General features: G+C 70.7%; 12 protein-coding genes. 7 read left to right on the top strand and 5 right to left on the bottom strand.

Annotated features, from left to right (window positions below):
• Positions 1-176: 176 nt before the first annotated feature.
• Together ACGFH8_RS31790 and ACGFH8_RS31785 are read left to right on the top strand one after the other, a co-directional pair.
• The gene (locus ACGFH8_RS31790; protein ID WP_393374524.1) at positions 177-404 is read left to right on the top strand and encodes a hypothetical protein; all 228 of its coding nucleotides are present in this window, start codon (positions 177-179) and stop codon (positions 402-404) included.
• 58 nt (positions 405-462) lie between these two features.
• Entirely contained in the window at positions 463-1,389 is a 927-nt protein-coding gene (locus ACGFH8_RS31785; RefSeq protein ID WP_393374521.1) for a 5'-3' exonuclease H3TH domain-containing protein, read from the top strand.
• Positions 1,390-1,456: 67 nt separating this feature from the next.
• On the opposite strand, the gene ACGFH8_RS31780 is transcribed toward ACGFH8_RS31785, so the two are convergent.
• On the bottom strand, positions 1,457-2,173 hold the full coding sequence (locus ACGFH8_RS31780) for an isocitrate lyase/phosphoenolpyruvate mutase family protein (RefSeq protein WP_393374518.1): 717 nt from the start codon (positions 2,171-2,173) through the stop codon (positions 1,457-1,459).
• 42 nt (positions 2,174-2,215) lie between these two features.
• Positions 2,216-2,518: a GNAT family N-acetyltransferase gene (locus ACGFH8_RS31775; RefSeq protein WP_393374516.1), complete on the bottom strand. Its 303-nt coding sequence runs from the start codon at positions 2,516-2,518 to the stop codon at positions 2,216-2,218.
• A gap of 128 nt (positions 2,519-2,646) precedes the next feature.
• On the opposite strand from ACGFH8_RS31775, the gene ACGFH8_RS31770 reads away from it, so the two are divergent.
• From ACGFH8_RS31770 to ACGFH8_RS31760, 3 genes are all read left to right on the top strand, one after another.
• Positions 2,647-3,339, top strand: a complete 693-nt coding sequence (locus ACGFH8_RS31770; RefSeq protein WP_393374513.1) for a DUF1223 domain-containing protein — start codon at positions 2,647-2,649, stop codon at positions 3,337-3,339.
• 40 nt (positions 3,340-3,379) lie between these two features.
• Positions 3,380-3,787 carry an MmcQ/YjbR family DNA-binding protein gene (locus tag ACGFH8_RS31765; protein ID WP_393374511.1) on the top strand — a complete coding sequence of 136 codons (408 nt, stop codon included), beginning with the start codon at positions 3,380-3,382 and terminating at the stop codon, positions 3,785-3,787.
• A gap of 156 nt (positions 3,788-3,943) precedes the next feature.
• The gene (locus ACGFH8_RS31760) at positions 3,944-6,856 is read left to right on the top strand and encodes a glycosyl hydrolase (protein WP_393374509.1); all 2,913 of its coding nucleotides are present in this window, start codon (positions 3,944-3,946) and stop codon (positions 6,854-6,856) included.
• Positions 6,857-6,947: 91 nt separating this feature from the next.
• On the opposite strand, the gene ACGFH8_RS31755 is transcribed toward ACGFH8_RS31760, so the two are convergent.
• From ACGFH8_RS31755 to ACGFH8_RS31745, 3 genes are all read right to left on the bottom strand, one after another.
• Complete coding sequence (locus ACGFH8_RS31755) at positions 6,948-8,357, bottom strand: endo-1,4-beta-xylanase (RefSeq protein WP_393374507.1); 1,410 nt, start codon at positions 8,355-8,357, stop codon at positions 6,948-6,950.
• A gap of 414 nt (positions 8,358-8,771) precedes the next feature.
• Positions 8,772-10,619 (bottom strand): family 43 glycosylhydrolase, encoded by a 1,848-nt coding sequence (locus ACGFH8_RS31750; protein ID WP_393374504.1) that lies wholly within the window; start codon positions 10,617-10,619, stop codon positions 8,772-8,774.
• Positions 10,620-11,245: 626 nt separating this feature from the next.
• Positions 11,246-11,527, bottom strand: a complete 282-nt coding sequence (locus tag ACGFH8_RS31745) for a hypothetical protein (RefSeq protein WP_393374501.1) — start codon at positions 11,525-11,527, stop codon at positions 11,246-11,248.
• Between ACGFH8_RS31745 and ACGFH8_RS31740 the strand changes: the two genes are divergently transcribed.
• Positions 11,521-13,857, top strand: coding sequence for a beta-L-arabinofuranosidase domain-containing protein (locus tag ACGFH8_RS31740; RefSeq protein ID WP_393374498.1), 2,337 nt, complete (start codon positions 11,521-11,523; stop codon positions 13,855-13,857). The genes ACGFH8_RS31745 and ACGFH8_RS31740 overlap by 7 nt on opposite strands.
• A gap of 160 nt (positions 13,858-14,017) precedes the next feature.
• Positions 14,018-14,956: an SMP-30/gluconolactonase/LRE family protein gene (locus tag ACGFH8_RS31735; RefSeq protein ID WP_393374496.1), complete on the top strand. Its 939-nt coding sequence runs from the start codon at positions 14,018-14,020 to the stop codon at positions 14,954-14,956.
• Positions 14,957-15,053: the final 97 nt, after the last annotated feature.

The raw sequence follows: 15,053 nt of genomic DNA, 5'->3' as shown, positions 1-15,053 counted from the left end.
TCCGTCCTGGTGCGACTGCGCGACGAGCGTACCGACGCCGGTCCGACCCGGCTGCCCCGACGCGACGCGCGGCCGGGCCGCCCACAGGCACCGTGATTTCCCGTTCGTAGGGGCGGACGGGGCCATAGCCTGGATCCGGGGAGGCCCGCGCGGGCGTCGCCGACCGGGAGGATCACGTGGCACCGAACGAGGAGGACCGGGCGGCGACCCGCCGACGCCGCCAACTGTGGGCGGGAGTGCTCGCGCTCGTCGGCCTGGTCCTGCTGATCATCGGTGTCACAGTGGCCGACGGTGTCGCGGCCTGGGTCGAGGTGCTGGTCGCGATCCTGCTGCTGGTGACCAGTTACGTCGTGCAGCACCTGGCCCGGCGGACGACCGTCTACCGGCACGACGAGCGGCGGTGACACCGCCGACGGCCGGGCGTACCCCGGATCGTCGGAGGCTTGTGCCAGGCTGTCCGGCGTGGCACACCGACCCCCGATCCTGTTGATCGACGCAGCCAGCCTCTACTTCCGGGCGTACTTCGGCATCCCGGAGTCCGCCGCCCGCACCGAGGACGGCACCCCGGTCAACGCGGTGCGCGGCTTCCTCGACATGCTGGCCACCCTCATCCGCGGACGCGGCGCCGACCGGATGGTCTGCGCCCTGGACCACGACTGGCGGCCCGCCTGGCGGGTCGAGCTGTTGCCGTCGTACAAGGCGCACCGGGTCGCCCCGCAGGGCGGCGAGATCGTCCCGGACACCCTCTCCCCGCAGGTGCCGATGATCCTGGAGGTGCTGGCCGCGGTCGGCATCACCGCCGTCGGCGCGACCGGCTACGAGGCCGACGACGTGCTCGGCACGCTCTCGGTCACCCAGCCGGGCCCGGTCGAGGTGGTCTCCGGCGACCGGGACCTGTTCCAGCTCATCGACGACGCCCGGCCGGTCCGGCTGCTCTACGTCGGGCGCGGCGTCGCCAAGCTCGACGACTGCGACGACGCCGCGGTGCGGGCCCGCTACGGCGTGCCGGCCGACCGGTACGCCGACTTCGCCGCGCTGCGCGGCGACCCCAGCGACGGGCTGCCCGGGGTGGCCGGCGTCGGTGAGAAGACCGCCGCCCGGCTGATCGAGCGCTACGGCAGCATCGCCGGCATCCTGGCCGCGCTCGACGACTCCGACTCGTCCTTCGCACCGGGCCTGCGCACCAAGCTGGCCGCGGCACGCGACTACCTGGCCGTCGCGCCCACGGTGGTCCGGGTCGCGCTGGACGTGCCGCTGCCGGAGCTGTCCACCGCGCTACCGACCGCGCCCGCCGATCCGGACCTGCTGCTCGAGCTTGCCGGCCGCTGGAACCTGGCCGGCTCCACCCGCCGCCTGGTGGACGCCCTCGCCGCCCGCGCCGACGCCTGACCGCCGAGCAGGCCGCGCCGCCGCTGGCGTGGCCGCGGTCGTTCGGCGACGTCGCGGTCGCTCGGCCTCAGGCGCGCAGGCCCGCCGCCAGGTCGCCGATCGCCCCCATGGCGTAACGCTGCATGCCCGGGCCGAAGGTGATGCGTGTCGCGCCCTGCCGGCCCAACTCCGCCACGGACTCCCGGTCCGGGACGGCGGCCATGTTGATCGGCCCGGCGATGCCCTCGCGCAGCACCGGCAGCACCGCCAGCGGCGCCAGGATCGGGTAGACGCAGTCGGCGCCGGCCGCCACGTAGAGGCGTGCCCGTGCCACCGCGTCGGCGGGGTCGCCCGTCCCGACCAGGAACGTGTCGACGCGCGCGTTGATGACGAGGGCGTCGCCCGCCTCCGCCCGGACCTCGGCCAGCCAGTCGGCGTGTTGCCGTGGATCCTTCAGCGTGCCGTGGCCGTCGGAGTCCTCCAGGTTGCAGCCGACGGCACCGGCGTCCAGGAGCCGCCCGACCAGCTCACCGGGGGCGAGGCCGTAACCGCCCTCGACGTCGGCGGACACCGGAACGGGCACGGCGCGGACGATCCGGGCCACCGCCGCGAACATCTCGTCGGCCGGTGTCGCGCCGTCGGTGTACCCGAGCGAGGCGGCGACCCCCGCGCTCGGCGTCGCCAGCGCCGGGAACCCGGCGTCGGCGAACACCCGGGCGCTGCCGGCGTCCCACGGCCCGGGCAGGACGAGCGGGTCGCCGGGGGCGCGGCCGTGGTGCAGGGCGCGGAAGGTGGCGACTGTCATCGTTCGGCTCCCCAGGGATGCGCAGGTCAGGCTTGCCGAACTCTACTTGACCTTGCGGGTCGACCGGACCACGATGCCCTCGTACTCGGGGTGCTTGACCAGCCAGTCGGCGAGGAACGGACAGATGGGCACGACGGTCCGCTTCCTGGCGCGTGCGTCGTCCATCACCGCGCGGGCCAGGGTCGAGCCGACTCCCCTGCCCTCGAACGCCGGATCGACCTCGGTGTGGGTGTAGGCGATGATGCTTCCGGTCAACTGGTAGGTGACAAACCCGGCTGTCGTCCCCGCCTCGTCGCGCGCCTCGAATCGCTCCCGCTCCGGCGCGTCTGTCACGGTGATCTGCATCCGATCATCCAACCACCCGCCGCGCCCCCGCTGACCGTGCGGCCGCTTCGGGTGACGCCGCGCGCATTGTCCCGGCGGTAACGGGAAACGCAGCGCCGTTGGTCGAGACCCGGGAGGAGGCGCGCCAGATGACGACCCCGTCGACAGACCTCGGCTTCGCCGTCGTGGAGATGTTCACCTCGCAGGGCTGCTCGAGTTGCCCTCCCGCCGAGGAGGTGCTGACCGAGATCGAGCACGATGCCCGGGATCGGGGTCAGCCGGTCTTCGCCCTCGGATTCCACGTCGACTACTGGGACGATCTGGGCTGGCCCGACCGCTTCGCGGACGCGGCGTACACCGCGCGGCAGGAGGCGTACGCCCGCGCCTTCGGCACCGGGCGTCTGTACACACCGCAGATGGTCGTCAACGGCACCGTCGAGTTCGTCGGATCCGACCGGCGGCGTGCGGCTGGCGCGATCGCCTCCGCCCTGGCGTCGAGCGCCACCTCGGCGGTCACGCTCCGGGCGGAGGACCTCGGCGGGCGGGTGGCGGTGGACTACCAGAGCGCACCACCGCCGGGGGGCGCGGTGCTGAACGTGGCGATCGTGGAACGTGGCCTGGACAGCGAGATCGCCCGGGGCGAGAACGCCGGGCGGACGCTGCGACAGGACAACGTCGTCCGCGCCTTCACGTCGGTGGCCCTGCGCGCCGAGCGGGGACGGGTGGAGCTGGCGACACCACCCGATCTCGATCCTCGCGGGGCCTCGGTGGTCGGCTACGTGCAGGAGGACGGTCACCGGGCCGTCCTCGGCGCCACCGCCGTCGACCTGTCCACCGCGTAATCTCGGCACATGCTGATCGCGTGTGGTGCGGGGGGCCTCGGTGGCTGACGCCGACGACGTACGCCGGGTGGCGCTGGCCCTGCCGCACACGGTGGAGATCCCCAGTGACGGCTTCGACTTCCGGGTGGCCGACAAGGGCTTCATCTGGTCCTACCCGGAGCGCGTCCCCGGAAAGCCGCGGGTGATCCGACTCGACATCGCCGTGCTGTTCGTCGGCGACGAGGCCGAGAAGCAGGCGCTCCTGCTCGGCGAGCCCGATCTCTTCTTCACCACGCCCGGCTACGCCGGCCTGCCCCTGGTGCTGGTGCGGCTGTCGGCGGTCGGCCTCGATCGGCTCACTGAGCTGGTGACCGACGCGTGGCGGATGCGCGCGCCCGAGACGCTCCTGGACGACCTCGACGACGCCGGCCTGCCGGCGGTGGCGACGGACGCGGGCGCCGGCGGTTAGCGACATCAGCACGCAACGCGTGTGACACATTGACGGGGATCTCGGTGCTCCACTACCGTTGCCGTGAGAGCGCTCTCTCGCCCGACCTTCTCCCTAATTCAGACGCAACGCGTCGGACGCGGCACCTGCCGCACCCCGGCGCGCGATGGAGGCACCATGACACCTCCCGTCCCCCACCGCCGCTGGGCCCTGGCCACCGCGACCGCCCTGGCCCTGGTCGTCGGCGGTCTCGCGATCCCCGTCACCCGCGCCGCCGAGGCCGCACCCGTCGGCGCCGGCAGCTACACCACCACAGCGGTCGGCCCGCTCCCCAGCGGCTGCGGCGCGATGTCCAGCAACCCCCGGCAGTTCGCCACCGCCAACGCGCCCACCGGGCCGATCCCCACGAACGACTGGTGGTCCTCGCTGCTGTGGAAGCGCACCGACTGTTCCTTCAGCGAACCGTTGCACGCCCACCCGATCTCGTACGACACCTTCACCGACGGCCTGGGCTTCTCCGCCAACTCCACACCCGCCATCAGCGGCACCGCGACCGGCGTCGGTGAGTTCCACTACCCCTACGTGCAGGACCTCCGGGTCGGCGTGGCCGGGCTCGGCGCGCCCCAGGTCAAGGTGGACGGCTGGACCGACTGGACCGTCAGCCCACACTGGAGCGACGGCACCCGCACGATGCGCGCCACCATCGGCCACGGCCTGCCCTTCGCGTACTTCCAGACCACCGGCGGCGACGCGGTGATCGGCACCGCCGGCACCCCCGACGTGTGGTCCGCGAGCGGCGCCACCATCGGCTTCCGGGTCAACGGTCACGACTACGTCGGGTACGCGCCCAGCGGCGCCACCTGGACCGTCGCCGGTGGCCGAATCTCGTCCACCCTCGCCGGCCGGGGCTACTTCTCCGTCGCCCTGCTGCCGCCGACGTCCAGCGCGACGGAGCGCGCCGACCTGGCCGCGACCTACGGCCGGTACGCGCACGCCCACGTGACCGGCACCCAGGTGTCGTACTCGTACAATCCGGCGACCAGCGGCCTGACCACCACGTACGCGTTCACCACGACCGCCCGGGAGGGCTCCGCCACGCAGACCGTGGTCAGCCTCTACCCGCACCAGTGGAAGTCGCTGAGCGGGTCCACCGCCATCACCCCGACCTACCCGTCGGCGCGCGGCCGGATGAAGGTGCTCACCGGCGTCAACCAGTTCCGCACCGCCATGAGGTTCCAGGGCGTCGTGCCGGAGTTGCCGGCCGTCGGCGACGGCAGCGGAAGCGACCTGGCCACCCTCACCAGCCAACTGGCGGCCGTCCGCGCGAACCCGATGGACCAGCGCGGCAACGACACCTACTGGACCGGTAAGGGGCTCGGCCGGGCCGCCCGCATCGCCGAGATCGCCGACCTGGTCAACGACACCACGACGCGCGACAGCGCGCTGAACGCCATCCGCAGCACGCTCACCGACTGGTTCACCGCGTCCAGCGGCAAGACCAGCCGGGTCTTCTACTACGACAACAACTGGGGCACCCTGATCGGCTACCCGGCGTCGTACGGCTCCGACCAGGAGCTCAACGACCACCACTTCCACTACGGCTACTTCATCGCGGCCGCCGCCACGCTTGCCAAGTTCGACCCGACGTGGGCCACCGCCGGCCGCTACGGCGGCATGGTGGACCTGCTGATCCGTGACGCCAACAACTACCAGCGCGGCGACACCCGTTTCCCCTACCTGCGGGACTTCGACATCTACGCCGGCCACGACTGGGCGTCCGGGCACGGCTCCTTCGGCTCGGGCAACAACCAGGAGTCCTCGTCCGAGGGGATGAACTTCGCCAACGCCCTGATCCAGTGGGGGCAGGTCACCGGCGATGCCGCCGTCCGTGACGCCGGCGTCTTCCTCTACACCACCCAGGCCGCCGCCATCCAGGAGTACTGGTTCGACGTCAGCGACCAGAACTTCCCCGCCGCCTTCGGGCACTCCACTGTCGGCATGGTCTGGGGCGACGGCGGCGCGTACGCCACCTGGTTCAGCGGCGAACCGGAGATGATCCAGGGCATCAACCTGCTGCCGGTCACCGGTGGGCACCTCTACCTGGGCAACAACCCGGCGTACGTACGGACCAACTACGCCGAGCTGGTCCGCAACAACGGCGGGCAACCCACGGTGTGGCAGGACATCCTCTGGCAGTTCCAGGCCCTCGGCGACCCCGACGCGGCGCTGGCGAACCTCCGCGCGAACCCCGGCTACACCCCGGAGGAGGGCGAGAGCCGGGCACACACCTTCCACTGGATCCGCAACCTCGCGGCGCTGGGCGGTGTCGACACCACTGTCACCGGCAACCACCCGCTGTCGGCGGTGTTCTCCCGCAACGGCGCGCGGACCTACGTGGCGTCGAACCCGACCGCCGCGCCGATCACCGTGACGTTCTCCAACGGCACCAGTCTCACCGTGGCGGCCGGTAAGACGGCGACCACCGGGGCGTACACCTTCAGTGGTGGCAACGCGTCCGGCGGTGTCCCGACGACCACCCCACCGACGACCCGGCCACCGACCACGGCCCCACCCACGACGGCACCGCCCACCACGGCCCCACCGACCACCTCGCCGCCCACGACGGGCAGTCCCACCCGGTATCTGCTGCCGGGGGGCGGGTTGGGCGCCGCCGGCAGCGCGGCCACGACGACTGTCGCGGCCGCCAACGGAAACCACGACGGTACGCCCACAAACGCGCAGGTCTTCACGGCGACCGGCCTGAACCTCGCCTATGCCGGCGGGCAGACCGCGTTCGACCTGTTCGTGGATGCCGGGGCTGCGGTCGGTAACGGGGTGCAGGTACGGATCTCCTACGACCTCACCGGCAACGGCAGTTGGGACCGGGTGGAGACGCTGCGCTACTTCGCCACCGACCCGGTGGCCGGCTACGAGCACTACACCCAGAACGCCGGCCTGGCCTCGGCCACCGGCACGTTGGGCACGTTGAGCAACGGCACGGTCCGGGTGGAGATCTGGTCGGCGATCGGCAACAACCCCAGCACCGTGGGCATCGGCAACCAGTCGGTGCTGCGGCTGCCGTACTCCTGATCTGCTGGTGCACCGCGAACGGCCGGTGTGCGGGACCGGGGAACGGTCCCGCACACCGGCCGACGGGGACGGGTCGGTCAGGCGTGCCCGGTCAGGAGGCGGTGCAGGTGGGCGTGATGCCCGCCGCGCTGCCGGTGCCCTGGAAGCCGAACTCGGCGACCTGGCCGGCGGCGAGCCGGCCGTTGTAGTTGACGTTCGTGAACCGGACCGTGCCGGTGGAGCCACTGGCTGTCGCACTCCAGGTGTTCGTGACACTCGCGCCACCGGGAAGCGTGACGCTGACGTTCCACCCGTTCGTGCCGGCCGAGCCGGCGGTGACCTTCACGCTGGCCACGAAGCCACCGTTCCACGAGTTCAGTGACACCGACGCCGTGCAACCCTCCGGGCCCGGCGGGGGCGTCGTGGGCGGCGGGGTGGTGGGCGGAGGCGTGGTGGGCGGCGGGGTGGTCGGCCCGGGCGTCGTCGGCCCCGGGGTCGTCGGCGACGGGGTGATGGCCGGGCCGGCGTTGAGGGCGTTCAGGACGCTCGTGTACGCGGCCTTCTTGTTACCGCTGCACTCGAAGAGCAGGGCGTTGTCCGACCCACGCCACGAGTCACAGTCACGCACACCCCACGTGGTGATGCCCGTGCACCGCGAGACGTTCATGCACGCGCGGGTGACACCGGCGAAGATGTTCGCCTGGTTGCCGCCGCCCATCACGTCCAGCTCGGTGATCTGCACATCCACGCCGAGATCGGCGAAACGCTGCAGATTCGCCTGGTAGTCACTGGACAACGAGGTGCCCAGGTGCGACTGGAAACCCACACAGTCGATCGGCACACCACGGGACTTGAAGTCCCGCACCATGTTGTAGATCCCCGTCGACTTCGCGTTGATCCCGTCGGTGTTGTAGTCGTTGTAACACAACTTCGCACCCGGATCCGCCGCGCGCGCCGCCCGGAACGCCGCCTCGATCCAGTCGTTGCCGGTGCGCTGCAGGTTCGAGTCACGCCGCCCGCCGCTGTTACCGTCGGCGAACGCCTCGTTCACCACGTCCCACGCGTAGATCTTCCCCTTGAAGTGGGTCGCCACCTGGGTCACGTGGTTCATCATCGCGCTGCGCAACGCACTGCCGGACATGTTCTGCGCCCAGCCCGGCTCCTGCTGGTACCACAACAGCGCGTGGCCCCGCACACTCATGCCGTTGGCCTGCGCGTGCGCGACCAGCCGGTCACCACCCGTGTAGTTGAACCGACCCTGCTGCGGCTCGGTCGCGTCCCACTTCATGTCGTTCTCGGCCACGACACTGTTGAACTCGCGGTTCAGGATCGTCACATACGTGCTGTCGGAGAGCTTCTGCCCCGCGACGGCCGCACCGAAGTAACGGCCCTTCTCGGCGGCCGACGCCTTCAGGGTCGTACCGGCACTGGCCGTGGAGGTCAGCGTCATCGTCATTCCGGCGGCGAGTGCGCCGGTGGCAGCGACGGTCACCGCCAATCGCAGGACTCTCTTGTGATTCATGCGAATTCCTTGTCTGTGGTGGTTCGGTGATGGAGGTGCAGCGCCCGAATCTGCTCCTGCGAAGCCGGTGATATCGGCACCGGCGATGTCGACGCCGATGCCAGTGCCGCCGCGGGGTCGGCTCACGGTGGCGGAACCCGGACGACCGAAGGCCCAGTCGCCAGCACGGCACCGGTGGTGGGAGACCCCGACACGACGTCCGGCATGCCCTGGGCGGACGTCACGCTCCGAGGTGCGGCCCACAGGCTCGCCCGGTGAACCACAGGTGCGGCCGCCCTCAACCATCGACTGTGAGCGATAACATGCCGTTCGTCAAGTCGTAACGATCCGCCACCGGGTGGCGGGCTGCTCCGGTCGTGGCGCCGGGCGCCCGGTGCTGCCGGAGCCGTCCGCGGACGGCTCCGGCAGCACACGTCACTGGAACGAGGCGTCGTCGACGAGGAGGCTGTCGGTGCCCGCCGCCGTCTCGACGTAGAAGATCGCGCTGGACAGCGTGCCGCTCCACGACACGGTCGTCGTGCCGGTGAGCAGGGTCCAGCCGTTGACGTTCACCCCCACGGCCGGGGTGAGCTGGACGTAGTTCGTGGTGCCGTTCGCGGTCAGCGACAGGGTCGCCTTGGCCGACGGCGTGCCGCTCTGCGCCCGTACCCAGACGTTCGTGGTGTAGCTCTTGCCGTTGGTGAGCTTCGAGGTCACGTCCTGGCTGGGGCCGTTCCACGCCCCGGTCCGGCCGGTGATCGACAGCGACCCGCCGCCGCCGTGGGCGACGGCGGTGTTCCGGGAGAGCGTTCCGCTGCCGTGCACACCCCAGCCCGTCGTGCCGTTCTCCACGTCACCGTTGGTGAGCACGGTGGCGCTGCCGCCGGTGCCGGTGAACTGCCACCAGTTGATGTTCAACAGGTTGCCGCTGCCGCCGGCGAAGCGGAGGTACAGGTCGTGGGTGCCGGTGGCGCCGTTGACCGCGCAGGTGGTGCTGGTCCAGGCCTGCCAGCCACCGGTGCCGCCCACGGTGCAGGTGCCGACCACCGGGCCGGTGGCGCTGTCGAGGCGGACCTCGATGCGCCCACCGCTGGTGCCCGAGGCGACCCGGGCCGTGAACGACGTCGCCCCCGCGCCGAACGCGACGCCCTTGACCTTGACGTAGTCGCCGTTCTCGATCCACCCGACGTTCATACCGCCCTCGCTGGACACCTCGGTCTCGATCCCGGAGCCCCACGCGATCGTCTCGGCCTCCTGGCGCACGTACGGGTTGAGCGTCCCCACCTGCGGCGCCCCCGTCGTGCTCATCGTGATCGTCGGGAACATCCCGGCGGAGGTGTAGGAGAACTTCTCCACGGCCACCGACCTGGTGTAACCACTACCGCCGGGCAACGCCCCGTTGTGGTAGAAGAAGTAGGACCCACCGTTGAAGTCGACGACCCCGGCGTGATTGGTGAAACTCGCACCCTGCCGCGGCATGATCGTCCCGCGGTACGTCCACGGCCCGGTCGGGCCGGGAGCCGTCGAGTAACCGATGAACTCCGAGCAACACTCCGCCGCGAACACGTTGTAGTACAACCCGTTGCGCTTGAACACCCACGGCCCCTCCTCGTACAGGGTCGGCCGGGACGCGTTCCCCGTCCGCGTGCCGAAACCCGCGGTCGTCAACGGAATCCGCGTCGCGCTGCCCGAGTAGGAGATCATGTCCGCGTTCAACCGCACGTACCACAGGCCCGGGTTACCCCAGTACAGGTACGCCTGCCCGTCATCGTCGATGAACACGTTCGGATCGATCTCGTTGTTGCCCACCAACGGGCGGCCGAGGGCGTCCCGGAACGGCCCGGTCGGGGAGTCCGCCACGCCGACGCCGATGACCATCTGCCCGTTCGAGCGCTGCCGCACCGGCACGTACCAGTAGAACTTCCCGTTGCGCGCGACCACGTGACCCGCCCACGCGTTGGCATCCGCCCACGCGAACGTCGCCAGACTCATCGGCGACCCGTGATCGGTCCAGTTCACCATGTCCGCCGACGAGAACACCCGCCAGTCACGCATGGTGAAGTACGTCGACCCGTCCTCGTCGTGACCCGTGTACAGGTACACCCGACCGTTGTGCACCATCGGCGCCGGATCAGCGGTGTAGACGTGCTGGACGATCGGATTGTCCGCCTTCGCGGCACTGGCGGGGACCAGTGCGACGACGCAGACGAGGCTCGCCAGCCAGGCGATGGCGCGCCTGAGCCTGGGGGTGGTGGGGGTGGTGCTTCGAGTTCTCACCTTCACGATTACTCCCGGAGAGAGTGCGCTGTGCGCGAGGTCCGCGTCGAGTCGACGAGTCACCGCCACCCGGGTTGCCTGTGTAAGGGGCTGCACCGTGCGCGTACGAAGGAGCACGGGCGGCAACCGTGTTAGCGCTAACAGGTCTTCGTCGATGCCCTGCTCGGCATGTGACCTGGACTTTTGGGCGATGCGGAGGGCCCGTCGTAACGACCTCGCCGCGAGGATGTAGCGAGGACGACATCCAAGATTTACGATGCAAGGTACTGAGCCGTGCGGCCGACGTCAACGGGGTGCCAATCGGTCCTCGACGATGGCTGCCCGTTACGCGCTGTTATCTTGTGGTGGCCAGAAGCCCCATCCGCGTCCATTCCGGACCATCGGCGCACCCATCGACCGCCGCCGACCAGGGGTCACGGCGTGCTGCCGTCGCATCGACGCGCCAGGGCGGTCGGCGCGACGCACTCGGGGGTTGCGGGCGTGTTAACGACCAACTATGTTAGCGATCACATCGATGTGCCGCGATAGGCCTCCGGGCAGCCCGTCGCGTCCACGGCGACAACAGTTCCACAGTCACCACAACAGTCGTGCGTGTTTCCGCTGACGACCCGCCGCCATCGATGCGCCGCCGCTCAGCCGGCCCCCGACCACCGCTCGGGTGGCCCCCACCACCCGTCCCGCGCCTCGGAAAGGTCGCCTACCGTGCCGCTGACTCGACGCACGTTCGCCCAGAGCGCGCGGTCCACCGCTGCCACCGCCAGCAGCGCACCGAGCCTTCCGAGCGCCGTCCACGCCGCGCCGGCGACCGCCAGCACCGACGCGCACCGCGGCAGCTCGAGCGCCGCCGACCACCAGCACGCCACCCCGTAGCGCACCGTCCCCCGTACCGAATTTCCTGGAGGTTCCCATGCCACCCCTGCCCCTCAGCCGCCGCCACCTCCTTCAGGCCGCCGGAGCCACCGCGGTGGTCTCCGCGGCCGGCTCCACCCTCGTCGGCGGCAGCGCCTCGGCCGCCGTGGTTCCGCCGGCCCGGGCGGACATCGGCGTCTCGGCGTACGCGTTCGACCTCGGTCAGGTGCGGCTGACCTCCGGCCGCTGGATGGACAACCAGTCGCGGACGCTCAACTACCTGCGGTTCGTCGACGTCGACCGGATGCTCTACAACTTCCGGGCCAACCACCGGCTGTCCACCAACGGCGCCGCCACCAACGGGGGCTGGGACGCGCCGAACTTCCCGTTCCGGACCCACATGCAGGGCCACTTCCTGAGCGCGTGGGCGTACGCGTACGCGGTGCTGGGCGACACCACCTGCCGGGACAAGGCCAACTACATGGTCGCCGAGCTGGCCAAGTGCCAGGCGAACAACGGCGCCGCCGGGTTCGGCGCGGGCTACCTCTCCGGCTTCCCCGAGTCCGACTTCAACGCCCTCGAGGCACGGACGCTGTCCAACGGCAACGTGCCCTACTACTGCATCCACAAGACCCTCGCCGGGCTGCTCGACGTCTGGCGCTACATCGGCAACACGCAGGCCCGTACGGTGCTGCTGTCGCTGGCGGGCTGGGTCGACACCCGCACGTCGCGGCTCAGCTACAGCCAGATGCAGTCGATGCTGGGCACCGAGTTCGGCGGCATGAACGACGTGCTCGCCGACATCTACCAGCAGACCGGCGACAGCCGGTGGCTCGCCACCGCACAGCGGTTCGACCACGCCGGCATCTTCGACCCGCTGGCCTCCGGCCAGGACCAGCTCAACGGCAAGCACGCCAACACGCAGGTGCCCAAGTGGATCGGCGCGGCCCGGGAGTTCAAGGCCACCGGGACCACCCGTTACCGGAGCATCGCCAGCAACGCGTGGAACATCACCGTCGGCGCGCACACCTACGTCATCGGCGGCAACAGCCAGGCCGAGCACTTCCGGCCGCCCAACGCGATCGCCGGCTACCTCACCAACGACACGTGCGAGCAGTGCAACACGTACAACATGCTCAAACTGACCCGGGAGCTGTGGCTGCTCGACCCGAACCGGGCCGACTACTTCGACTACTACGAGCGCGCGCTGATGAACCACCTGATCGGCGGACAGAACTCGGCCGACAGCCGCGGCCACATCACCTACTTCACCCCGCTGCGGCCGGGTGGCCGTCGGGGTGTGGGCCCGGCGTGGGGTGGCGGCACCTGGAGCACCGACTACAACTCGTTCTGGTGCTGCCAGGGCACCGGCCTGGAGATCAACACGAGGTTGATGGACTCCATCTACTTCTACAACGGCACGACGCTGAGCGTGAACCTGTTCACGCCGTCGGTGCTCGACTGGACGCAGCGCGGCATCACGGTCACCCAGACCACGAGCTTCCCGGTCAGTGACACCACCACGCTGACCCTGTCCGGCTCGATGAGCGGCTCCTGGAGCATCCGGGTGCGGATCCCGTCCTGGACCAGCGGTGCGACGATCTCCGTCAACGGCGCCGTGGAGAACGTCACCGCCACCCCGGGCACCTACGCCACCGTCACGCGCACCTGGGCCGCGGGCGACACCATCACCGTGCGGCTGCCCATGCAGGTCGCCGTCAAGGCCGCCAACGACAACGCCAACGTCGGCGCGGTCACCTACGGCCCCACGGTGCTGGCCGGCAACTACGGCAACACGGCCCTGAGCAGCCTGCCCACCCTCACCGTCTCCTCGATCACCCGGACCAGCACCAGCTCGCTGGCGTTCACCGCCACCGCCAACGGGTCCACGGTGAACCTCGCCCCCTTCTACGACGCCCACGGCTACAACTACACGGTCTACTGGAACACCAGCGGCAGCGGCGGCGGCCCCACCGGCAGCTACCGCCTGGTCAACGTCGGCACCGGGCTGGTCCTCGGTGTCCAGAACATGTCCACCGCCGACGGTGGTCTGGCCGTGCAGTGGAGCGACAGCGGCACCGCCGACCACAACTGGGTGGTCGTGACCGACGGCAACGCGGTCCGGTTCCGCAACGCCAACAGCAACAAGGTGCTCGGTGTGGAGAACATGTCCACCGCCGACAACGCCCGGGTCCTGCAGTGGGCGGACAACGGCACCGCCGACCACAGGTGGATCCTCGTCGACAACGGCGACGGGACCTACAAGATCCGCAACGTCAACAGCAACAAGCTGCTCGGCATCCTGAACGCCTCCACCGCGCTGGGTGCGCAGGCCGTGCAGGATTCGGACAACGGCAGCGCCGACAACCGGTGGCGTCTGGTCCGCAACGCCTGACGATCCGCCCAGCTCGCCGGGTCGCCGGCGCGGTCGCCCGAGGACCGCGCCGGCGACGCCGGGCGGGCGGTCGGCAGCGGTCGTACAGTGGCAGGGTCCTGGCCCCAGTGATCGTGGCGGACCTGTCGGCCCGTGCCGCCGTCCGCCCGGAAGGAGCACAGTGAACCGACCCCTCCGGGCCGCGCTCGGCGGCGCCCTGAGCGCCGCCCTGCTGACCTGCGTCGCCGTCGCGCCCGCACAGGCGCACTCCGCGGGGCGGCTGCCCACCGTCCTCGCCCTGCCCGACGGGTTCGCACCCGAGGGCATCGCCACCGCCGGCCGGTACGCCTACCTCGGCTCCCGCGCCACCGGCGCCATCCAGCGCGTCGACCTGGTCACCGGCCGGGGTACGACGATCGGCGCGGCCACCGGCACCCCGTCCCTCGGCCTCAAGATCGACCCACGCGGCCGGCTCTTCGTCGCCGGGGGCACGGCCGGCGACGCCCGCGTGCTCGACACCCGCACCGGCGAGGTGCTGGCGCGCTACCAGTTCGCCACCACCCCGACCTTCGTCAACGACGTCGTCCTGACCCGCGACGCCGCGTACTTCACCGACTCGAACCGGCCGGTGCTCTACCGGCTGCCGCTCGGTCGGGGTGGCGCGCTGCCGCCCGCCGACGGGTTCACCACGATCGCGTTGACCGGCGCGTACCAGCAGGTCGGCACCGGCGTGAACGTCAACGGCATCGCCACCACACCGGACGGCAGTGCGCTGATCGTCGTCCAGTCCAACACCGGGACGCTGTACCGCGTCGAGGAGGCAACCGGCGCGACCACCGTCGTGGACGTGCCCGGATACACCTTCACCAACGGCGACGGGCTGCTGCTGCGCGGGCGCACCCTCTACGTCGTACAGAACAGCCTCAACCAGATCGCGGTGGCCACGCTGAACCACGCGGGCACCAGGGGCACGGTCACCGGCACCATCACCGACCCGAACTTCGACGTGCCCACCACCGTCGCCGAGGCGTGGGGCCGGCTGTACCTGCCCAACGGCCGCTTCACCACGCCACCGACCCCGACCACGCCGTACACGGTCGTCGCGGTCCGCGCCCGCTGAGCTACCCCGGGGGTACGCGCACCGCGCGTACCCCCGGGCCGGTCGTCAGTAGGATCACGGGCACCCTGGCGAAGACCGTCGCCCTCTGCACCCGGAG

Source organism: Micromonospora sp. NPDC049175 (genome assembly GCF_043197345.1).
Classification (GTDB): Bacteria; Actinomycetota; Actinomycetes; order Mycobacteriales; family Micromonosporaceae; genus Micromonospora.
Note: the sequence above shows the minus strand (reverse complement) of the source record. Positions and strands in the feature narration are given on the sequence as shown.

Excerpts from the sequence above, each read along its gene's own strand:
- ACGFH8_RS31780 (WP_393374518.1), bottom strand. The coding sequence starts at position 2,173 with ATGACAGTCGCCACCTTCCGCGCCCTGCACCACGGCCGCGCCCCCGGC.
- ACGFH8_RS31775 (WP_393374516.1), bottom strand. The coding sequence starts at position 2,518 with ATGCAGATCACCGTGACAGACGCGCCGGAGCGGGAGCGATTCGAGGCG.
- ACGFH8_RS31770 (WP_393374513.1), top strand. The coding sequence starts at position 2,647 with ATGACGACCCCGTCGACAGACCTCGGCTTCGCCGTCGTGGAGATGTTC.
- ACGFH8_RS31760 (WP_393374509.1), top strand. The coding sequence starts at position 3,944 with ATGACACCTCCCGTCCCCCACCGCCGCTGGGCCCTGGCCACCGCGACC.
- ACGFH8_RS31755 (WP_393374507.1), bottom strand. The coding sequence starts at position 8,357 with ATGAATCACAAGAGAGTCCTGCGATTGGCGGTGACCGTCGCTGCCACC.
- ACGFH8_RS31740 (WP_393374498.1), top strand. The coding sequence starts at position 11,521 with ATGCCACCCCTGCCCCTCAGCCGCCGCCACCTCCTTCAGGCCGCCGGA.